General features: G+C 52.8%; 20 protein-coding genes. 9 read left to right on the top strand and 11 right to left on the bottom strand.

Annotated elements, in window-relative coordinates; all coding sequences use genetic code 11:
• Positions 1-22 precede the first annotated feature (22 nt).
• Positions 23-643, bottom strand: coding sequence for a homoserine/homoserine lactone efflux protein (gene rhtB, locus NMD08_RS25200; RefSeq protein WP_003828938.1), 621 nt, complete (start codon positions 641-643; stop codon positions 23-25).
• A gap of 110 nt (positions 644-753) precedes the next feature.
• Between rhtB and pldB the strand changes: the two genes are divergently transcribed.
• From pldB to NMD08_RS25185, 3 genes are all read left to right on the top strand, one after another.
• Positions 754-1770: a lysophospholipase L2 gene (gene pldB / locus NMD08_RS25195; protein WP_370607872.1), complete on the top strand. Its 1017-nt coding sequence runs from the start codon at positions 754-756 to the stop codon at positions 1768-1770.
• Positions 1771-1785: 15 nt separating this feature from the next.
• Positions 1786-2586, top strand: a complete 801-nt coding sequence (gene yigL, locus NMD08_RS25190) for a sugar/pyridoxal phosphate phosphatase YigL (protein ID WP_151217234.1) — start codon at positions 1786-1788, stop codon at positions 2584-2586.
• Positions 2587-2661: 75 nt separating this feature from the next.
• Complete coding sequence (locus NMD08_RS25185; protein WP_003844634.1) at positions 2662-3561, top strand: carboxylate/amino acid/amine transporter; 900 nt, start codon at positions 2662-2664, stop codon at positions 3559-3561.
• Here the strand turns inward: NMD08_RS25185 and metR are convergent.
• The gene (gene metR, locus NMD08_RS25180) at positions 3449-4402 is read right to left on the bottom strand and encodes an HTH-type transcriptional regulator MetR (RefSeq protein WP_003841224.1); all 954 of its coding nucleotides are present in this window, start codon (positions 4400-4402) and stop codon (positions 3449-3451) included. The two genes, NMD08_RS25185 and metR, sit on opposite strands and share 113 nt — an antisense overlap.
• 117 nt (positions 4403-4519) lie before the next feature.
• On the opposite strand from metR, the gene metE reads away from it, so the two are divergent.
• The gene (gene metE / locus NMD08_RS25175) at positions 4520-6781 is read left to right on the top strand and encodes a 5-methyltetrahydropteroyltriglutamate--homocysteine S-methyltransferase (protein WP_370619263.1); all 2262 of its coding nucleotides are present in this window, start codon (positions 4520-4522) and stop codon (positions 6779-6781) included.
• A gap of 37 nt (positions 6782-6818) precedes the next feature.
• Here metE and NMD08_RS25170 read toward each other — a convergent pair whose 3' ends face one another.
• From NMD08_RS25170 to NMD08_RS25130, 9 genes are all read right to left on the bottom strand, one after another.
• Complete coding sequence (locus NMD08_RS25170; RefSeq protein ID WP_151217230.1) at positions 6819-7712, bottom strand: LysR substrate-binding domain-containing protein; 894 nt, start codon at positions 7710-7712, stop codon at positions 6819-6821.
• Between the two features lie 77 nt (positions 7713-7789).
• The gene (locus tag NMD08_RS25165; RefSeq protein ID WP_187260258.1) at positions 7790-9013 is read right to left on the bottom strand and encodes a cytosine permease; all 1224 of its coding nucleotides are present in this window, start codon (positions 9011-9013) and stop codon (positions 7790-7792) included.
• 25 nt (positions 9014-9038) lie between these two features.
• On the bottom strand, positions 9039-9431 hold the full coding sequence (locus NMD08_RS25160) for a glutamyl-tRNA amidotransferase (protein WP_151216376.1): 393 nt from the start codon (positions 9429-9431) through the stop codon (positions 9039-9041).
• A gap of 15 nt (positions 9432-9446) precedes the next feature.
• A complete protein-coding gene (arcC, locus tag NMD08_RS25155; protein WP_210905527.1) occupies positions 9447-10406 on the bottom strand; it encodes a carbamate kinase in 960 nt (319 codons plus the stop codon).
• Positions 10403-11824 (bottom strand): DUF1116 domain-containing protein, encoded by a 1422-nt coding sequence (locus NMD08_RS25150; protein WP_151225763.1) that lies wholly within the window; start codon positions 11822-11824, stop codon positions 10403-10405. The genes arcC and NMD08_RS25150 overlap by 4 nt, the downstream gene beginning before the upstream one ends.
• Complete coding sequence (fdrA, locus tag NMD08_RS25145; protein ID WP_151216373.1) at positions 11821-13380, bottom strand: acyl-CoA synthetase FdrA; 1560 nt, start codon at positions 13378-13380, stop codon at positions 11821-11823. The genes NMD08_RS25150 and fdrA overlap by 4 nt, the downstream gene beginning before the upstream one ends.
• A gap of 90 nt (positions 13381-13470) precedes the next feature.
• Positions 13471-14331, bottom strand: a complete 861-nt coding sequence (locus NMD08_RS25140; RefSeq protein ID WP_151225764.1) for a DUF2877 domain-containing protein — start codon at positions 14329-14331, stop codon at positions 13471-13473.
• A gap of 4 nt (positions 14332-14335) precedes the next feature.
• Entirely contained in the window at positions 14336-15004 is a 669-nt protein-coding gene (locus tag NMD08_RS25135) for a cysteine hydrolase family protein (RefSeq protein WP_151216371.1), read from the bottom strand.
• 280 nt (positions 15005-15284) lie between these two features.
• Positions 15285-16091, bottom strand: coding sequence for a dienelactone hydrolase family protein (locus NMD08_RS25130; RefSeq protein WP_151220038.1), 807 nt, complete (start codon positions 16089-16091; stop codon positions 15285-15287).
• Positions 16092-16356: 265 nt separating this feature from the next.
• Here NMD08_RS25130 and udp point away from each other — a divergent pair, with 265 nt between their 5' ends.
• The 5 genes from udp (at position 16357) to ubiB (ending at position 21796) form a co-directional block, all read left to right on the top strand.
• On the top strand, positions 16357-17118 hold the full coding sequence (udp, locus tag NMD08_RS25125) for a uridine phosphorylase (protein ID WP_057064426.1): 762 nt from the start codon (positions 16357-16359) through the stop codon (positions 17116-17118).
• A gap of 159 nt (positions 17119-17277) precedes the next feature.
• Positions 17278-18690, top strand: coding sequence for a DNA recombination protein RmuC (gene rmuC / locus NMD08_RS25120; RefSeq protein WP_370620229.1), 1413 nt, complete (start codon positions 17278-17280; stop codon positions 18688-18690).
• Positions 18691-18784: 94 nt separating this feature from the next.
• On the top strand, positions 18785-19540 hold the full coding sequence (gene ubiE / locus NMD08_RS25115; protein WP_003017897.1) for a bifunctional demethylmenaquinone methyltransferase/2-methoxy-6-polyprenyl-1,4-benzoquinol methylase UbiE: 756 nt from the start codon (positions 18785-18787) through the stop codon (positions 19538-19540).
• Between the two features lie 13 nt (positions 19541-19553).
• Entirely contained in the window at positions 19554-20159 is a 606-nt protein-coding gene (gene ubiJ, locus NMD08_RS25110; RefSeq protein WP_370619260.1) for a ubiquinone biosynthesis protein UbiJ, read from the top strand.
• Positions 20156-21796 (top strand): ubiquinone biosynthesis regulatory protein kinase UbiB, encoded by a 1641-nt coding sequence (ubiB, locus tag NMD08_RS25105; RefSeq protein WP_151220035.1) that lies wholly within the window; start codon positions 20156-20158, stop codon positions 21794-21796. Before ubiJ ends, ubiB begins: the two co-directional genes overlap by 4 nt.
• Positions 21797-21820 lie beyond the last annotated feature (24 nt).

The raw sequence follows: 21820 nt of genomic DNA, 5'->3' as shown, positions 1-21820 counted from the left end.
GTTAGCGGGTCCGGTCCTGTAATCAGGCATGCCTTGCCGATGCCAGCAGGGCGCCTATCAGCATAAATAGCGAACCAAACACTTTGTTCAGCGCCTTCATTTGCTTTGGCCCTTTAATCCATCCTGCAATGCGCGTAGCCAGCGTCGCGTAACCGATCATCACAATGATATCGACCACGATGGTCGTAACGCCAAGCACCACATACTGCATCAGCTGCGGTTCCTGCGGCAGAATAAACTGCGGGAACAGAGCAGCAAGAAAAACAATGCTCTTGGGATTGGTCAGATTCACAAAGACCGCGCGTTTGAACAGGCGACTGCGCGATTGCGTATTTGCCATGGTGTTCAGATCGATAGCGCCCGCTGCCCGCCATTGTTGAATGCCCAGCCAAATCAGATAGGCTGCTCCCGCCCACTTCAGCACCTCAAACGCGATCACCGAACGAGAAAATAGCGTTCCCAGCCCCACGCCAACCAAAACGATATGAATGCCCAGCCCGGTCTGTAAACCCGCAATCGACGCGCTGGCACCGCGATAACCGTGACTGATGGCAGTGGTCATGGTGTTGATTGCGCCTGAACCTGGAGACAAGCTCAAAATAATAGAGGTCAGCAGGTAGGCGAACCACCATTCAAAGGTCATGAGAAACTCCCGAATTGTCTATTTTTATGCCACAATACGCTACTGTCGTTAGGTTGTGTCAGCGACGGTGAAAAAAACGATTTTACTTGGTCAGCGAGGCTGGATACCCGATGTTTCAGCAGCAAAAAGACTGGGAAACAAGAGAAAACGCGTTTGCTGCTTTTTCCATGGGGCCACTGACAGATTTCTGGCGTCAGCGGGAAGAAGCGGAATTTACGGGTGTGGATGATATCCCCGTACATTTTGTTCGTTTTCATGCAGAAAAAAACGATCGCGTCATCGTCGTCTGTCCTGGACGCATTGAAAGCTACGTGAAATACGCTGAACTGGCGTATGACCTGTTTCATTCTGGTTTTGACGTGCTCATTATCGACCACCGTGGCCAGGGGCGCTCCGGGCGCATGCTGTCGGATCCGCATCGCGGTCATGTCGATAACTTTAATGACTATGTCGACGATTTAACCGCCTTCTGGCAGCAGGAAGTGCTACCCGGTCCGTGGAGAAAGCGCTATATACTGGCGCATTCGATGGGCGGTGCGATTGCCACATTGTTCCTGCAGCGCCACCCGAATCAGTGTGATGCCATCGCGCTTTGCGCGCCGATGTTTGGTATTGTGATGCGCTTTCCCGACTGGATGGTGCGCCACATTCTGGACTGGGCTGAAGGGCATCCACGGATCCGCGAAGGCTATGCGATGGGCACCGGGCGCTGGCGGGCGCTACCCTTCGGCATGAATGCGTTAACTCATAGTCGACAGCGCTATCGGCGCAATCTACGTTTCTATGCTGATGAGCCGCGGCTACGTGTAGGCGGCCCGACCTACCATTGGGTACGTGAAGGTATTCTGGCAGGCGAACAGGTTCTGGCTGGTGCGGGAGATGACGCGACGCCGACCTTACTAATTCAGGCCGAAGAAGAGCGTGTGGTGGATAACCGCATGCACGATCTTTTTTGTGAACTCCGCGCCGCGGCGGGCCATCCTGTAGAAGGAGGTCAGCCGCTTGTCATAAAAGGCGCGTACCATGAGATCCTTTTTGAAAAGGACGCAATGCGCTCAGTCGCGCTTAACGCTATTGTCGAATTTTTCGACAAGCATAACTCATCCAGCGGAACCCGCTTTGCCTAGAGGTTTAATTTTCTTATGTATCAGGTTGTTGCGTCTGATTTAGACGGTACGCTGCTTTCCCCCGACCATACTTTGTCCCCTTATGCCAAAGAGACGCTGAAATTACTGACTGCTCGTGGCGTTAACTTCGTGTTTGCGACTGGCCGTCATCATGTTGATGTGGGACAAATTCGCGATAACCTCGGTATTAAAACCTACATGATCACCTCCAACGGTGCGCGGGTGCATGATTCTGATGGAAATCTGGTGTTTTCTCATAACCTGGATCGCGACATTGCCAGCGACCTGTTTGGCGTAGTGAATGCAAATCCGGACATCGTGACCAACGTTTATCGTGATGATGAGTGGTTTATGAACCGCCATCGCCCCGACGAAATGCGCTTTTTCAAAGAAGCTGTGTTTAACTATTCCCTGTTTGAACCTGCGCTACTGGAGCCGGAAGGCGTCAGCAAAGTTTTCTTCACCACCGATTCTCACGAAAGATTGCTGCCGCTGGAGCAGGCGATTAACGCCCGCTGGGGCGATCGCGTCAACGTTAGCTTCTCTACGCTTACCTGTCTGGAAGTCATGGCGGGCGGCGTATCGAAAGGTCATGCGCTGGAAGCGGTAGCGAAAGCGATGGGCTACAACCTGAAAGACTGTATCGCTTTTGGCGACGGGATGAACGACGCGGAAATGCTCTCCATGGCGGGCAAAGGCTGCATCATGGGCAACGCCCACCAGCGTCTGAAGGATCTGCATCCGGAACTGGAAGTCATCGGACTCAACGCCGACGATGCCGTGCCGCACTACCTGCGCGATCTCTTTTTAAAGTAATTGTTCTTTAGTTGACCAGTTGTCAACTAAACTCTCCGCTACAATGGATGTTCCCTGTTCTAAGAGACATCCATTGTGGCGCTACTCATCATTACCACTATTTTGTGGGCCTTTTCCTTCAGCCTGTTTGGCGAGTACCTTGCTGGTCATGTCGATAGCTATTTTGCAGTGCTGGTGCGCGTTGGACTCGCGGCGCTGGTTTTCCTGCCGTTTTTACGTACCCGTGGGCACAGCGTAAAAACAATCGCGCTGTATATGCTGGTGGGGGCCATGCAGCTTGGCATTATGTATATGCTGAGTTTTCACGCCTACCTGTATCTGACGGTTTCAGAGCTATTGCTTTTCACCGTGCTGACGCCGCTCTACATCACGCTGATTTATGACCTGATGAGCGGGCGGCGTCTGCGTTGGAGCTACGCTTTCAGTGCGTTACTGGCGGTGATTGGCGCGGGGATTATTCGTTACGATCAGGTAACCAGCCACTTCTGGACTGGCCTGCTGCTGGTGCAGCTTTCCAACATTAGTTTTGCCATCGGTATGGTGGGCTATAAGCGTCTGATGGAAACCCGCCCAATGCCACAGCATAACGCTTTTGCCTGGTTTTACATGGGGGCCTTTATGGTGGCTGTCGTGGCCTGGTTCATGCTGGGCAATGCGCAGAAAATGCCTACCACTACGCTACAGTGGGGTATCCTGGTATTTCTTGGCGTGGCGGCGTCCGGCATTGGTTACTTTATGTGGAACTACGGTGCGACCCAAGTGGATGCAGGTACGTTGGGCATCATGAACAATATGCATGTGCCAGCCGGGCTGTTGGTCAACCTGGCTATCTGGCATCAACAGCCTCACTGGCCAAGCTTCATCATTGGCGCGGCTGTGATAGTGGCCTCACTGTGGGTACATCGAAAGTGGGTCGTTCCGCACTCCGCACAAACGGCAGATGATCGCAGGCGTGATTCCGCGCTGAGCGAATAAACGCTTCCGTGACCGGCTGCCGCTGCTCGCCATCACGCACGGCGGCGTACAGTCGGCTCCACAATCCATCGCCCAGGGTTTTGGTCACCACCAGGCCCTGGCGTTCAAAACTCTCCACCACCCAGTGTGGTAACGCGGCGATACCCATTCTGGCGGCAACCATTTGAATCAGCAGCAGGGTGTTATCCACGCTCTTCAGCGACGGGCTCACGCCCGCAGGCTGTAAGAAATGCCGCCAGACATCCAGTCTACTCCGTTGCACCGGGTAAATAAGCAGCGTCTCGCTGGCTAAATCTTCCGGTGTGATTTGCGTTTTGCTGGCTAACGGATGATCCGGCGCCAGTACCAGGCGGACTTCAAAATCGAACATCGGTGAGTAGTGCAGTCCACTGCGCGGCAGAATGTCGGAAGTTAATACCAGATCCAGCTCATCTTGCTGTAGCGCCGGTTGCGGATCAAACGTTACACCGGATTTAAAGTCCATCTCCACCTGCGGCCAGTTGGCACGAAAATTCTCCAGCGCGGGCGTCAGCCACTGGATACAGCTGTGGCATTCAATGGCGATTCGCAGCCGGGTTTGCTGCGGTTCGTTGCAGGCCTGCAGTGCCCGGCCAATTTGCGGCAACACCTGATTTGCCAGCTGCAGCAAAATTTCGCCCTGCGGCGTAAAGCGCAGCGGCTGGCTTTTACGGATAAAGAGTCGAAAGCCAAGGCGCTGCTCCAGATCGCTGAACTGGTGAGAAAGGGCGGATTGGGTCTGATGCAACGTCGCTGCGGCGGCTGCCAGCGAACCACTATTCCGCAACGCCTGGAGCGTTTTCAGGTGTTTAATCTCGATCATGAAAGTCCTTCACTTCGGCATGAACAAATTGCGCTTGAGGAATATACAGTACTTGCGAAATATAGCGGTGTAAACATCTGGATGGCTAAAACCTGCAAATTAAATAAGAGGCATATAATGACAATACTTAATCACACCCTCGGTTTCCCTCGTGTTGGCCTTCGTCGCGAGTTGAAGAAAGCGCAAGAAAGTTACTGGGCGGGAAATTCCTCCCGTGAAGAATTGCTGGCCGTTGGCCGCGAGCTGCGTGCCCGCCATTGGGATCAGCAGAAGCTGGCGGGTGTTGACCTGCTGCCGGTAGGTGATTTTGCCTGGTACGACCATGTTCTGACCACCAGCCTGCTGCTCGGCAACGTTCCGGCTCGTCATCAGAACAAAGACGGTTCGGTTGATATTGATACCTTATTCCGCATTGGTCGTGGCCGCGCACCGACCGGTGAGCCAGCGGCGGCGGCAGAAATGACTAAATGGTTTAACACCAACTATCACTACATGGTACCGGAGTTCACCAAAGGTCAGCAGTTCAAACTGACCTGGACGCAACTGCTGGATGAAGTAGACGAAGCGCTGGCGCTTGGCCATAAGGTGAAACCTGTGCTGCTGGGGCCGGTATCTTACCTGTGGCTGGGGAAAGTGAAGGGCGAACAGTTTGATCGCCTGAGTCTGTTGAACGATATTCTGCCGGTTTACCAGCAGGTGCTGGCGGAGCTGGCAAAACGGGGTATTGAGTGGGTGCAAATCGATGAACCGGCTCTGGTGCTGGAGTTGCCGCAAGCGTGGCTGGATGCCTTTAAACCGGCTTATGACGCCCTGCAAGGCCAGGTGAAGCTGCTGCTGACCACCTATTTTGAAGGCGTCACGCCGAATCTGGATACCATTACCGCGCTGCCGGTACAGGGGCTGCACGTTGACTTCGTGCATGGTAAAGATGATGTCGCCGAGCTGCACAAGCGTCTGCCTGCCGACTGGCTGCTGTCAGCGGGTCTGGTGAACGGGCGCAACGTATGGCGCGCCGACCTCAGTGAGAAATATGCGCAAATTAAAGATATCGTCGGAAAACGTAATCTGTGGGTGGCCTCTTCCTGCTCTCTGCTGCATAGCCCCATCGATCTCAGTGTGGAAACCCGCCTTGATGCGGAAGTGAAGAGCTGGTTTGCTTTCGCCCTGCAAAAATGTGGCGAACTGGCGCTGCTGCGCGATGCGCTAAACAGTGGTGATACGGCGGAAATTGTGGCGTGGAGCGCACCGATTCAGGCTCGTCGTCACTCTACCCGCGTCCACAACGCTGCAGTGGAAAAACGTCTGGCGGCGATCACCGCCCAGGACAGCCAGCGCGCCAACGCTTACCCGGTTCGCGCCGAGGCACAGCGTGCCCGTTTTAATCTGCCGGCATGGCCGACCACGACTATTGGCTCATTCCCGCAAACCACAGAAATTCGCGGTCTGCGTCTGGACTTCAAAAAAGGCAACCTGGATGCCGGTAACTATCGCACAGGGATCGCGGAACATATCAAACAGGCGATCGCCGAACAGGAGCGCCTGGGTCTCGACGTGCTGGTACACGGTGAAGCCGAACGTAACGACATGGTGGAATACTTTGGTGAGCATCTGGACGGGTTTGTCTTTACCCAGAACGGTTGGGTGCAGAGCTATGGCTCCCGTTGCGTGAAGCCGCCGGTGGTGATTGGCGACGTCAGCCGCCCGGAAGCGATCACCGTGGAGTGGGCGAAGTATGCCCAGTCGCTGACCGACAAACCGGTAAAAGGTATGCTGACCGGTCCGGTGACCATTCTCTGTTGGTCATTCCCGCGTGAAGACGTGACGCGTGAAACCATCGCGAAGCAGATTGCGCTAGCATTGCGTGATGAAGTCGCGGATCTGGAAGCGGCGGGGATTGGTATTATTCAGATTGACGAACCGGCACTGCGTGAAGGTTTACCGCTGCGTCGCAGCGACTGGGCGGCGTATCTGGAGTGGGGCGTGGAAGCCTTCCGCATTAACGCGGCAGTGGCGAAGGATGAAACCCAGATCCACACCCACATGTGTTACTGCGAGTTCAACGACATCATGGATTCCATTGCGGCGCTGGACGCGGACGTGATCACTATTGAGACTTCACGTTCTGATATGGAGCTGCTGGAATCGTTTGAAGAGTTCGACTATCCGAACGAAATCGGGCCGGGCGTCTACGACATTCACTCGCCGAACGTCCCGAGCGTGGAGTGGATTGAAGCCCTGCTGAAGAAAGCCGAGCAGCGTATTCCGGCAGAGCGTCTGTGGGTGAACCCGGACTGCGGCCTGAAAACGCGCGGCTGGCCGGAAACCCGTGCTGCGCTGGCCAACATGGTTAAAGCGGCGCAGAATCTGCGTCAGGCTTAACCTCTACAGCGGAGGCAAAAGCCTCCGCTCTTCCCTGTTAACTGGCATAAAGCGCCGGTTTCTTTAAATAGTCGATGCACCACTGGCACACTTTCCCCATGCCATCCGAACGGGCTGCCAGGAATAATTTTGTCGCATGTTTATGCTCGCGCATCGGTTTTTTCAACAGTTTGCCACTATTTAACAGCGGGAGCGCTAAATGGTGCGGGATATAGCCAATACCGACATTTTGTTCGATAAGTGCAATGGCGGTAGCGAAGTCTGGTACGAACAGCGGTTTTTGTCCCTCCAGTAACCATGCTTGTAACGGCGTAAAATTTACGGATGTATCACGAATACACACTGCGGTGTACTGGCGAAGTTCTGCGTTTTCCAGCGGATGGCGCTCACTGGCGAGCGGATGTCGCGGGCTGACGACAAAATCCCATTCAAGCTGGCCAATAGGTTCACTGACAATACCTTCAGTACTGGGGACGGCATGTGGCGCGCCAATCACCAGATCGGCACGTCTGCTGTAGAGCGCGTCCCAACAACCGTTGTATACCTCAAGGCAGACCGTCAGAGTTGTCGAGGAGAATTGTCGTTCGAAATCGTGGATAAACGCCACCAACAAAGGGGCGGGAATAATATTGTTCACCGCAATTGTTAATTCGCGCTCGACGCCATCATGGATCAGAGCGGTGTTACGCTTAAGCGCCTCCATATCACCGAGAATGGTCTTGCTATGTTCAATAAAATAGCGGCCAGCAGGTGTGATTTCGATATATCGACCTTTGCGAGTAAACAGCGCTACCCCCAGGCTTTCTTCTGCTTTTTTAATGGTGTAACTGATGGCTGAAGGCACCTTATTTAATTGTTCTGCGGCGATGCTGATGCTCTGATGCCTGGCGACCAGATGAATAACACGAAGGGTTTCGTCAGAGATGAACATAAGGTTTCCTGGTTGGCAGAGATCGGCTAAACCAATCCCGGTTCAGCCGTAATGTTAATGCCAATTATACCCAGGAACTAATGATGTTTGCCCAGTCGACTTAACAGTATATAAGCGATACAAGCTACAACAATCGAATCCACCGAAGGAATACTGGTTAGAGTGAAGAGGCCTTTTACCGTCATAAAACCTACAGCAGCGCCAAGGATCCATGCAACAAACGTCAGTACCTTAATCTGTGGCTCTTGCGTCAGGACCAATTCCTGATAACCATTTCGGCGATAGAGGAAAAAGTCGGCAATATAAATACCTGCTACAGGCGGCGTCGCGATACCGAGGAACAGTAGGAAGGGAATGAACCACGCCATAATATCCAGACTTCCGACTATCGCAGAGAGTACACCCAGGGCGATAGTAATTTGCCATTTAGGGAACCGGGTTAACAGTGTTGAAACCACTAACGTACCCTGAAACATATTTCCGGCATTCCCTGTTACACAGGCAAAGATCAGCAGCAGCGCGCCTGGCAATACGGCGCCAAATATTGTCATGGCTCCCAGCAGAGAACCCTGACCGCTGAGGGCGCTGGGCGTTGCGCCAGCCCAGTAAAGTAGCGGATAGGCAATTAGGAACGTCACAGCCGCAGAGATGAGAGCATGTTTGCGATTATGCACAAAGCTGCCGAAATCAGGTAGCGTAGCGACAAGCACGATAATGGTGCCGACGACGGTCGAGACAGCGACACCTGTATTCATGCTGACAACTTCCGCTGGCGTGGTGACTTCGCTGTGTGTCGCAATATAGAGGATATAGCACAGTACTAAGGCGATGATCGGCACCGCGACCTGTGCGACTTTACCCAATACGGCAAAACCAAATGCCGTAGATGCGACGAATACCACGCAACCCGCTATCACCAGCAGAGGGACAGGAAGCGTTATGCCGTGCTGTAACAGTAAGTCATGGACAGAGTGACCAAACATATTTGCAGTCACGGCAATCCAGCCAAAAAGACTGATTGCCATCAGGATATTGATAGCAATGGCCCCTTTTTCACCGAAAGCGTACTTAACAATACCGTATGTCGGCAGACGGGCTTTTTCGCCAACGCTGATCGTGATGGCGGCAAGGATGGTAAGGATTAACCCACCCAACAGCACTACAGTAACCAGACTGCTACTGGAGAGTTGGTTGCCAAGACTTGAGGACGACAGCAAAACCGGTGTTACTGCGATCCCCAACAGAATCATGGCAATTCTCAAGCCTGATGCAGTATTCATACTCTCTTCTGTTTTACGCATATCCTGTTCCCTCTGTTAATGCGCATTACACGGTATGAAAATGACCGGTGTATTTGCGCCAGCTTCCTAATTCGGTAATTTCCCGTTGCCCTTCTGTCAGCCAGTTTTCCGCCAGTACGCCCAAAACTTCACTGCCATCTTCGAGTTTGACTTTGCCGATTGCCAGTCCGGCTGGCTCACTCATCAGCAGTTCAGCAAAACTGGCCAGTGGTAATTGCCAAATTTCCAGAGCCACGTGAGTACCACCTTGGGCAACGCGGATCATCCCCGGATGTTGGTCGTTAATGCTCCACAAACGGTAGTGCGCATCAGTGCGGTCTTCGCGGATAAAGACACCGCCTGCTTTTTGCATATTTTTATTGAGTTCCAGGCCGCGCATCAGGGTTCCGTTGACGGCCAGTAGGGTTGTTGTAGTCATCTTATTCTCCTAAAGCTAAAGGGTTATCCATGTGCCGTTTTGATGGTCCAGTGCAGATTTGATCGCCTGCGGGCTGGTGATCAGACCGCTGGCGTTCTTGCCCTGTTGTCGGCTGGCATTCATGAAATCGAGAATTGCTTCGACTTTGGGCTGCATGCTGCCGACGCCAAACTGACCTTCCTGCAGGAGCTGTTCGGCTTGCGCGATGCTGAGCGTTTCCAGCCATTGCTGCTGTGGTGTGCCGAAGTTAATCGCCACTTTTTCCACGCCAGTCGGGATAACCAGCAAATCCGCTCCCAGTTGGCTGGCAAGCAGCGCGGAAGCGAGATCTTTATCTATCACCGCCTCAACCCCCTGCAACTGGTGATGCGCATCGCGTATGACAGGGATCCCGCCACCGCCGCAGGCGATAACGATATAGCCCTGCCGCACTAACTGCGCGATAGTGTCTCGTTCAATGATTTCCAGAGGCCTTGGCGACGGTACGGTACGTCGCCAGCCTCGTCCGGCATCCTCCATCATCGTCCAGCCAAGCTGTTGCTGGCGTTCACGTGCAGTGTGTTCGTCCAGAAATGCACCGATGGGTTTACTTGGGTTAGCAAAAGCGTCGTCGTGCTGGCTGACCCGTGTTTGCGTGATGAGTGCCACAACCGGCTTATGGAGGCTGCGGCGCGCAAGTTCGTTATGCAGCGCTTTCTGAAACATATAGCCGATCGCGCCCTGAGTATCGCCGACCGCATAATCCAGCGGGACCGGCGAGACTTCACTGCTAGCTAACTCGGATCGACGTAAAATAAAGCCCACTTGTGGGCCATTGCCATGAGTCAGTACCAGGTCCCATCCAGCTTCGACCATATCAGTAATGTGCTTCACGCTTTCCATGACGGCCTCGTACTGATCGGAGATACTATTACGCCGATCGTCCTGAATCAGCGCGTTGCCGCCAACGGCAACGACAGCCAGAGGTTTATTCACGGTTTTTCTCCTTGTGCGACGATCCGCGCCAGCGCGGCAATGGCATCAACAAAACAGCGCATTGGCGCGGTCGTGATCCCTGCGCCAATCTGACCGACACCTGCCTGTTTATGGGCGATCCCCGTATTGATGACCGGTAAAATCCCCCTGTCGGCCACCTTACGTGCATCGATTCCCGCCGCCGTCGGAGCAAAATTGAGTGCTGGCAGAGTAAATGCCGGATTGCCGCCCAGGGTGATTGCCTGCATGCGTCTGCTGTTGTTGGTGGCATCTGCAGGTGTTCCGCCAACAAATTTCACAATTGCTGGGGAAGAAGCCATTGCAAAACCACCCACGCCCGCGGTTTCGGTAATAGCGCTGTCGCCAAGATCGGCGGCGGCATCGTCTACTCCATAGCCGGGGAAAAATAACCCTTCAACCGCATTGGCCGGAGCCTGGAACCACTGGTCGCCTGTACCCGAAAGACGAATACCAAAATTCACGCCGTTGCGGGCCATAACGGTAACCATGGAACTGAAAGGAACATTGGTTGCCGCGTCCATCATTGCTTTGCAGGCCGCCATCGAGAGATTAAGAAAGAAGTGATCATTGCTGGTAATGAAGGTGACCGTTCGCTGCAACTGCTCCGCAGGTAAATTACTGGACAACAGCGCAGGCAGTAGGCGTTTGATGAGCAGGCCGGTCGCGGCGGCGTTACGGTTGTGAACCTCGTCACCCATATGCAGCGCCTGGGCCATGAGTGGTTTTAGCTCCAGTTCGCCAAGACGAATGACAGCCGCTTTCAGTGCCGGTGCCAGCTCGTCACGCATCCAGTACAAGCGATTGAGTACCTCATCGTTGTTCGCTCCGAAGCGTAAAACCTTACCCAGCCCTTCATTAAAATTGCTGAACGTACGCTGACCGTTAGTCTTGTTCTCGATGACCCACAGCGGCATCGACGGACTGATAATTCCCGCCATTGGTCCAACAGCGTGATAATGGTGGCACGGTTCAAGTTCGATATCTCCCGCCAGAATCTGGCACTCCGCCTCTTCATGGCTGGTGGCCCACCCTTCAAAGAGCATTGCGCCGATGATTGCGCCTTTTACCGGCCCACACATGTTTTCCCAGCTAATGGGGGGGCCGGAGTGAAGAATACGTTTACTTTTAGCCATTTCTGGAATTGCTTCATGAGCCTGCATAACATCGACCAGTACCGGTTGGGCGCTGAGATAGCGCTCCATGGCGATTTTATTCGCCTGTTCAACCAGCGGATGGTGTATTAAAGAGGCCAGCTCCAGTCCGGCATTCACATCTCCCTGTGCGGGCGGCTGCCAGCTCAACGCTATTGCTTCACCGCCGACTTTCTGAATATTGTTGGCGAAACTCTGTAATCCGGCGTTTACCACTTTCAGCGGCTGATTAAACAAGGTATTCATGCAATTACTTCCTTCTTCTCAATCTGAATCTGCGCCACGATGCTGGCCCATTGCGCAGCCTGGGCATTACAGTCAGCGATAATGACGCCAGCATCACGCAAAGCGCTGACCTGGCGACTTCTTTGCTGGGGATCGCTTTCGGTACCGCAAACGTGAGCAATCATCAGTGGTGCCTGCTGTTGATCAATCTGTGTGAGTTGTTCGAGTAATTCAGCAGCAGGTGCTTCAGACGCACCGTATCCCAACACCAAATCGAACAGAACGACGGCGGTCTGCGGATCGTTAAGTTCAGCGAGCAGACGTTGATTGCGTAATGTCGGGTCGATCATGGGATGTGGCTTACCTCGGGTAAAATCGTCATCACCCATATCTATCAGCGTGTGGTTATGGCTTTGCCAGATATTGGCAAGCGTTTGGTTACCCGACACCGGCGTGTTTGATGCGGCGGTAAAACCGTTTTGCTGACAGATGAGCTGCGCTTCGTAGCAGAATGTTCCTCCTGCAAAAACACCGCGGATAGCCTGACGAGTTGGAGCCAAACGCTGGCAGGCTTGTTGCAGTGCAGTAAGGTCTGACGGTGAAGGCTGATAGCGAGTTTCCGTTAGTGGGCGTTTGTTTAGCAACGCGACGGCAAGGTCTGCTGCGCCAGCAAGGGTTGTCGCTGCGGTTACGTTTGGTCGCGTAACGGTTTGTGGGTCGGCTCCCAGGAAATTGACGACGACCGGCTTGCCGGCAGACTGCGCCAGTTGCAGAATACGTTCAGCTACTACTGATGACGGTGGTTTGGAAATCAATACGATGACGTGGGTGTCGTCATCATCCATGAGTGCTTGCAGCCCAAACAGCATCGAAATCCCGCCGATGTCTTCGCTCAGATCGTGGCCGCCAGTACCGAGCGCCTGAGAGATACCTGCACCCAGTTGGTCAATACGACAGGTGACTTCCTGTAATCCCGTGCCGGAGGCTCCCACCACGCCGATATGACCGCGGTTTACTACATTCGCGAAACCCAATGGAATGCCGTTAATAATGGCGGTTCCGCAATCGGGCCCCATGACGATACGGTTACGATCACGAGCGAGGTTTTTTATCGCTTTTTCTTGCTCAATGCTGACGTTATCGCTGAACATCATCACATTCAGACCAAGATTCAGCGCTTTAATGGCTTCCGCCGCGGCGTAGTCACCAGGGACCGAAATCAGCGCCAGATTGGCATCAGGCACTTTCTCCAGCGCCATTTCTATACTCACTATATCCGGTGTTTTTACACCCTCGTCACCTTCATCTTCCGGTTTACTGGTCAGGCGTTGTTCTGCGATATCCAGCGCTTCGGCGCAGATATCCTCCTCTCCCATTACCGCTATGACCAGGTCGTTTGGCCCTGCTTTGACGTTGTCGCCAAGCCCGGCGTGACTAAGCTGCTCAAGATTTGTTGATGTTCCCATCACCACGGAAGCCTGCTGAATGCCTGGTAACGCGCTGATTTGCGCCGAAATCTGCATCAGGGATACGGAATCCTGATAGAGGTTTCTGAAAATTTTATTCTTTACTTTCATTGTGTTATGTCCGTCGTTTATCACCCGATAACAGATTTCGGGTACAGCGATTCCGCGTAGCGATCTGCGCTACGAGAGCATTTCATTTATTCAATGGTGTGCGTACAGCGTTCTCATGCCGTGAAGCAAACCGGCCAGGCAGTCGACGCCCGATGTCGCCCCAAATTGCATGACCTGTTCTGCACAGGCGATAATCGTTGTTGTAGGCGCGTCAGCATTAAGCTGTTTGAGCAACTCGCAAATCGGTTGCGAAAAATGACCTTGTAGCGCGCCGTGTAAATAATGCTGGCTGATGTCAGTTGTGTACGGTAGTTGCCGTTCAATAGCCTGTTGCAATCTGGTGTAGTGAGCCTCAAGACCGGGACAGAGTTTCCACTGCCAAAGCGCCGCCAGATAACCCAGTAGATAGTCATCGCCATCCGGCGTTAGCCCTTTGCCGTAACCGATTAACCGGGGGACCTGTTCTTCAAGTTGCTCCGGCGACTCTTGTGGCCTTAACCCCCGTTGGCGAATATTTCCCTGCCATTGCAGTGCGCTTTCTACCTCATGTTCCAGGCAAAACAGCAGCAGTTGAGAATCCAGCGTCCTGTAGTGCCGTTGGGGCCACAAACAGGTTTTCGGATCCAGCGATTCACGTCGGAGTTGGGGTTGCCATACTGCGGCTGCGTTCAGGTCCACACGAAAACGCTGGGCTATTAATACGCCATCGGCTAACCGAATTGTCCCGGTTCCTGTGATCTCCCGCCGCCAGTCCCACCATTCTGGCAGCATGATCCGTGCCGCATCCGCCAGGTTTTGATACTTCTCTGCACACAGCAGCGTGAGGTGCCGTCCTTCTTCTGAGCGCAGATTCAGAGCATGCTGAAATGCACTGTGAACCCGCAGAATGTGTCGTCCTTTCACCGGAAAGAGATACCCTAGCGAAAGCGCAGAAAGTGCCGCCGGCGTCATGACGTTAGCCTTTCAACCCTGCGATAATGGCATCAGCGTGACTGACCCAACCAAAAATCGCGCCCTGGGCTTTGATCATCTCCAGCGCATATTTCTGGAACTCTGGAAAGTAGGAACCCACACAATCTTCAGGAATGATGCATTCATAGCCCCGATCGTTGGCTTCTCGTACCGTCGTCGTCACGCATACTTCAGTCGTGACGCCGCAGACAATTAACGTTTTGATCCCGTGATTTTGTAAAATCAGATGTAAATCAGTCTGGTAGAACGCACCTTTACCTGGTTTGTCGATAACCGGTTCACCCGAGACCGGGTACAGTTCAGGGATAATGTCGTGACCGGCTTCGCCCCGAACCAAAATGCGTCCCATAGGGCCTGTTTCGCCAATGAAAGTTTTACCGCCGCGGGTGAGTTTCGCCGCCGGGCAATCGCTAAGATCGGCGCGGTGCCCTTCGCGAGTATGAATCACAAGTAAGCCTTTATCGCGCGCAGCCGCTAATACCTTTTTACATGGCTCAATTGCGCTTCGAACCAACGAGACATCGTTACCTAATGCTTCACCAAAACCACCTGCCTCAACAAAGTCACGTTGCATATCGATCATCACCAGTGCGGTGGTATGCGGATCAAAAGGCAGAGCAAAAGGTTGGGCCTGGAAAGTCTGTTGCGTCATGATCAATCTCCTGTTCACAGAATAAGCAATTCGCTGGGTCTGTTACTGAGTATTCAGGAGAATAGCGATGTTAAACAGAAAAATAGTTTGGCGCTAAGCAACGAAAATTTTGCATTTGATGGGGGAGGAGTACGTCAAATGTGAAGGCGATCATAGCGCCTTCTTTAACAGCAAAAAAATTGATGCAGCGAGACTGTATAATTAAAAAAATTGTCGCAAGAATGTGACGCAATACACTTATTTTTTCTGAGGGATACCCTGGCCGAAGCCAGGGTTGTCCTTATTTTTTACTGCCGTACTGGGTAAACCACTCCAGCATTCTCTGCCAGCCATCCTTAGCGGACTCTTCGTGATAGCTCGGGCGATAATCGGCGTTAAACGCATGTCCGGCATCGGGATAGACCACGATTTCCGCTTTAGCATTGGCGGCGCGTAGCGCCTGACGCATTGTTTCAACGGTATCTTGTGGAATACTGGTGTCCTGGCCGCCATAAAGCCCCAGAACGGGAGCGTTAAGATCGGTCGCGATATCAACGGGATGTTTCGGCGAGTTGAGGGTTTTATCGCCCACCAGTTTGCCGTACCACGCCACCGCCGCTTTTAACTGTGGATTATGTGCGGCATACAGCCAGGTAATGCGCCCGCCCCAGCAGAATCCGGTAATCATCAGTTGATGCGCATCACCTCCGTTGCGGGAGGCCCAGCTGGCGACGTGATCCAAATCGGCCAGTACCTGAGAGTCAGGTACTTTGGCGACAAGGCCGCTGAGCAGCGTGGGAATGTCGGCAAAGTCATTGGGATCGCCTTCGCGAAAATAGAGCTCTGGAGCGATAGCCAGATACCCTTCCAGAGCCAGACGGCGGCAAACGTCACGAATGTGTTCATGAATGCCAAAAATCTCCTGCACGACAATAACCACGGGCAGCGGGCCATCGGTTTGCTTTGGTCGTGCGTGATACGCTGGCATATCATCGCCTTGTGAAGGTATGGATGTTACTCCGGCGATAATTGCGTTATCTGGAGTGTGAACCGTGGTAGACGTTGGTGGAGATACAGCAGGTGCAAAGCCAGATTGTCGTGTTGTCATGGTATTCTCCGTACCCTTAAATATTCAGCCAAAAAGCGCATTGTTAACTATAGACACATGCAACGAACCACATTGCCTTAAACGGGCTATCTTTTGTGCAGGGGTTCCTTACATCGCATCATTTATGTGATTCAAGTCACTATTTGATGGTAATTGAATGCAATTGATTTACATCATAGTGATTACTGTCACGAAAATATGTTCATGCCTTCGGTAAAGTGTGTTTTTGCTTCTTCTGACAAAACCGATTCACAGAGGAGTTTTTATGTCTAAGTCTGATGTTTTTCATCTCGGCCTCACTAAGAGCGATTTACAAGGGGCTACGCTTGCTATCGTCCCTGGCGACCCGGAGCGTGTGGAAAAGATCGCCGCGCTGATGGATAAGCCGGTTAAGCTGGCATCTCATCGCGAGTTCACTACCTGGCGTGCTGAGCTGGATGGTAAAGCCGTGATCGTTTGCTCTACCGGTATCGGTGGCCCGTCAACCTCTATTGCCGTAGAAGAACTGGCACAGCTGGGCATTCGTACCTTCCTGCGTATCGGTACGACTGGCGCTATCCAGCCACATATCAACGTGGGTGATGTCCTGGTCACCACGGCGTCTGTCCGTCTGGATGGAGCAAGCCTGCACTTCGCGCCCATGGAGTTCCCGGCTGTTGCGGACTTCGAGTGCACCACCGCGCTGGTGGAAGCGGCGAAATCAATCGGCGCCACCACCCACATTGGCGTTACTGCGTCTTCTGATACCTTCTACCCGGGCCAGGAGCGTTATGACACCTTCTCTGGTCGCGTAGTGAGCCGTTTTAAAGGCTCTATGGAAGAGTGGCAGTCTATGGGCGTCATGAACTACGAAATGGAATCCGCCACGCTGCTGACCATGTGCGCTAGCCAGGGTCTGCGCGCCGGTATGGTTGCGGGTGTTATCGTGAACCGTACTCAGCAAGAGATCCCTAATGCGGAAACGATGAAACAAACAGAAAGCCACGCGGTGAAAATCGTGGTGGAAGCTGCGCGTCGTTTACTGTAATTCTCCCGTCTATTCAAAAAGGCCGACGCGTTCGGCCTTTTTATTTTGCGTAGTGCCTCGCAGGAAATTCCTTTTAAACTGGACGTTTATACAGCACAATTCTATTTTGTGCCGGTAAGTCGTAGCTGTAAGGGGGGCGTTGTGGATATTTCAATTGTGATGAGTGCCGTGCTGGCATTAGCCGCAGGACTGCTGGTCGGGTGGCTGGCAACAAAAGCGCACGCCGACAGGATCCGTGCCGATCTCCTCGAAGAACGACGTGAACTGGATATCGCGCTAAGCGCCGCCCGGCAACAACTCTCACAGGAAGCCCACTGGCGTGATGAGTGCGAACTGCTTAATAACGAATTGCGCAGCCTGCACAGTATCAACACCTCTCTGGAAGCCGATCTCCGTGAAGTCACTACCCGGCTGGAAGCAACGCAACAGCATGCGGAAGATAAGATCCGTCAGATGATCAACAGCGAACAGCGCCTGAGCGAGCAGTTTGAAAATCTGGCGAACCGTATTTTCGAGCAAAGCAATCGCCGCGTAGATGAGCAAAATCGCCAAAGCCTGAACAGCCTGCTGGCACCGCTTCGCGAACAACTGGACGGTTTTCGACGCCAGGTTCAGGACAGCTTTGGCAAAGAGGCGCAGGAACGCCATACTCTGGCGCACGAAATTCGTAATCTCCAACAACTGAATGCGCAGATGGCACAGGAAGCGGTAAACCTGACGCGGGCATTAAAAGGTGATAATAAAACGCAGGGGAACTGGGGCGAGGTCGTACTCACGCGGGTGCTTGAGGCTTCCGGTCTGCGCGAAGGCTATGAATACGAAACCCAGGTCAGCATCGAAAACGACGCCCGTTCACGGATGCAGCCAGATGTTATTGTTCGATTACCGCAGGGCAAAGATGTGGTGATTGATGCGAAAATGACGCTGGTCGCCTATGAACGCTATTTTAACGCTGAAGATGAATTCACCCGCGAGAGCGCGCTACAGGAGCACATCGCCTCGGTGCGAAACCACATTCGTCTGTTGGGCCGCAAAGACTATCAGCAGCTTCCTGGATTACGTACGCTTGACTATGTGCTGATGTTTATCCCCGTTGAGCCAGCTTTTTTACTGGCGCTCGACAGGCAGCCCGAACTGATTACCGAAGCGCTTAGAAATAACATTATGCTGGTCAGTCCCACCACGCTGTTGGTGGCATTGCGTACGATTGCCAATCTGTGGCGCTACGAGCATCAGAGCCGTAATGCGCAACAAATTGCCGATCGGGCCAGCAAACTTTATGACAAGATGCGGTTGTTTGTGGATGATATGTCGGCAATTGGTCAAAGCCTGGATAAAGCCCAGGACAACTACCGACAGGCGATGAAAAAACTCTCTTCAGGCCGTGGAAACGTCCTGTCGCAGGCCGAAGCGTTTCGCAGTTTAGGAGTGGAAATTAAGCGCGAGATTAATCCTGAGCTGGCTGAACAAGCCACTACGCAGGATGAAGAGTACCGCTTGCGCTCGGTCCCTGAAACGCAACAAGATGAGCCTTACTCCGATGATGAAGCGGTAAATCAGCAATCAAGCTAGTCCATTTGGGGTAGTTGAACCCGGCAGAAGGGTAGGGCAAATTGGCCCAATCTGTTACACTTCTCGAACATTTTTTGAATGAGCAGGCACTGAGATGGTGGATAATTCACAAGAAACGACGCACTTTGGCTTTCAGACCGTCGCTAAAGAGCAGAAAGCTGACATGGTGGCCCACGTTTTTCATTCTGTGGCCTCTAAATATGACGTTATGAATGACTTAATGTCATTCGGCATTCATCGTTTGTGGAAGCGCTTCACCATTGACTGCAGTGGCGTGCGTCGCGGACAAACCGTTCTCGATTTGGCTGGCGGTACCGGCGATCTGACGGCGAAATTCTCTCGCATGGTAGGCGAAACCGGCAAAGTTGTGCTGGCGGATATCAATGACTCGATGCTCAAAATGGGTCGTGAAAAGCTGCGCAATATCGGTGTAGTGGGGAACGTTGAGTACGTTCAGGCGAATGCGGAAGCATTACCTTTCCCTGACAACACGTTTGACTGCATCACCATCTCTTTCGGTCTGCGCAACGTGACGGATAAAGACAAAGCATTACGCTCAATGTATCGCGTGTTGAAGCCGGGCGGGCGTCTACTGGTGCTGGAGTTCTCTAAGCCGATTATCGAACCGCTGAGCAAAGCCTACGACGCGTACTCTTTCCACGTTCTACCGCGTATTGGCTCAATGGTAGCAAGCGATGCAGACAGTTATCGCTATTTGGCGGAGTCAATCCGCATGCATCCCGATCAGGACACCTTAAAAGCAATGATGCAAGATGCCGGGTTCGAAAGCGTTGATTACTACAACCTGACGGCAGGTGTCGTTGCGCTGCATCGTGGTTACAAGTTCTGACAGGAGATTGGGGATGCCTTTAAAACCCTTAGTGACCGCAGGCGTTGAAAATCTGCTCAACACCTTTCTGTACCGTTCCCCTGCGCTCAAGTCAGCCAGAACGCGTTTACAGGGAAAAGTGCTACGTGTTGATCTCAAAGGATTTTCAACACCATTAGTTCTGGTGTTCAGTGAGCGCCAGGTCGATGTGCTGGGGGCATGGGAAGGCGAAGCCGATTGCACCGTAATCACACATGCCAGCGTGTTACCGAAACTACGCGATCGGCAGCAACTCACCAAGCTTATTCGCAGCGGTGAGCTGGAAGTCCAGGGCGATATTCAGGTCGTACAGAACTTTGTTGCGTTGGCCGATCTGGCGGAGTTTGATCCCGCTGAACTGTTAGCGCCCTATACTGGCGATATCGTCGCGGAAGGGGTTAGCAAAGTGTTGCGTGGTGGAACGAAGTTCCTGTGCCGCAACATTCAACGCCAGCAGCGCTATGTTGCTGAAGCGCTCACCGAAGAGTGGCGCATGGCTCCTGGTCCGCTTGAGGTTGCATGGTTTGCAGAAGAAACGGCAGCCGTTGAGCGCGCGGTCGAATCTCTGGCAACACGGCTGGAAAAACTGGAGGCCAAATGACGCCAGGTGAAGTACGGCGCCTTTATTTCATCATTCGCACTTTTTTAAGTTATGGCCTTGATGAACTCATCCCTAAAATGCGTATCACGCTGCCGCTCCGGCTGTGGCGTTACTCGCTGTTCTGGATGCCCAACCGACACAAAGATAAACCACTGGGAGAAAGGCTGAGACTGGCTTTACAGGAACTTGGCCCGGTGTGGATCAAGTTTGGGCAAATGCTCTCAACCCGTCGTGATCTTTTCCCTCCTCACATCGCCGATCAGCTAGCGCTACTGCAGGATCGGGTTGCGCCATTCGATGGGCAACGCGCGAAAGAACAAATCGAAGAAGCGATGGGCGGACTGCCCGTCGAAGAATGGTTTGATGATTTTGAGATCACGCCGCTGGCATCTGCATCTATTGCTCAGGTTCACACCGCACGGCTGAAATCGAATGGCAAAGAGGTGGTGATCAAAGTTATTCGCCCGGACATCCTGCCGGTAATCAAAGCGGATTTAAAACTGATCTATCGCCTTGCTCGTTGGGTTCCTCGCCTGCTGCCTGATGGTCGTCGCCTGCGGCCAACAGAAGTGGTCCGTGAATATGAAAAGACGTTGATTGATGAACTGAATTTGCTGCGCGAGTCAGCGAACGCGATTCAGCTGCGACGTAATTTTGAAGACAGCCCGATGTTGTACATCCCGGAAGTGTACTCCGACTATTGCAGTCAGAACATGATGGTGATGGAGCGCATTTACGGTATTCCCGTTTCAGATGTCGCCACGCTTGAGAAGAACGGCACCAATATGAAGTTGCTGGCTGAACGCGGTGTTCAGGTCTTCTTTACTCAGGTTTTCCGTGACAGCTTTTTCCATGCGGACATGCACCCCGGGAATATTTTCGTAAGTTATGAGCACCCTGAAAACCCGAAATACATTGGTATTGATTGTGGGATAGTGGGTTCTTTAAACAAAGAAGATAAGCGCTACCTGGCTGAAAACTTCATCGCGTTCTTTAACCGTGACTACCGCAAAGTTGCTGAACTGCACGTGGATTCTGGCTGGGTTCCGCCGGATACCAACGTTGAAGAGTTCGAATTTGCCATTCGTACCGTGTGTGAGCCGATTTTTGAAAAGCCGTTGGCGGAAATTTCCTTTGGTCATGTGCTGTTGAATCTGTTCAACACTGCGCGCCGATTCAACATGGAAGTTCAGCCTCAACTGGTATTGCTTCAGAAGACGCTGCTGTATGTTGAAGGTGTCGGACGACAGCTCTATCCGCAGCTAGATTTATGGAAAACGGCTAAGCCATTCCTCGAATCCTGGATCAAAGATCAGGTCGGTATTCCGGCACTTGTCAGGGCATTTAAAGAAAAAGCACCGTTCTGGGTCGAAAAAATGCCAGAAATACCTGAACTGGTGTATGACAGTTTGCGCCAGGGCAAATATTTACAGCACAGTGTTGATAAGATTGCCCGCGAGCTTCACGCGAATCATGTACGTCAGGGACAATCCCGTTATTTATTGGGCATTGGCGCAACATTGTTGCTAAGTGGAACATTCCTGCTGGTAAGCCGTCCTGAGTGGGGGCTTATGCCGGGCTGGTTGATGGCAGGCGGTGTCCTGGCCTGGTTAATCGGCTGGCGCAAAATGCGCTGAATTTTTCATCGCCCAAGGCAGGCC

Source organism: Citrobacter meridianamericanus (genome assembly GCF_041320245.1).
GTDB lineage: Bacteria > Pseudomonadota > Gammaproteobacteria > Enterobacterales > Enterobacteriaceae > Citrobacter > Citrobacter meridianamericanus.
This window is presented reverse-complemented; position numbering and strand designations above follow the sequence as displayed.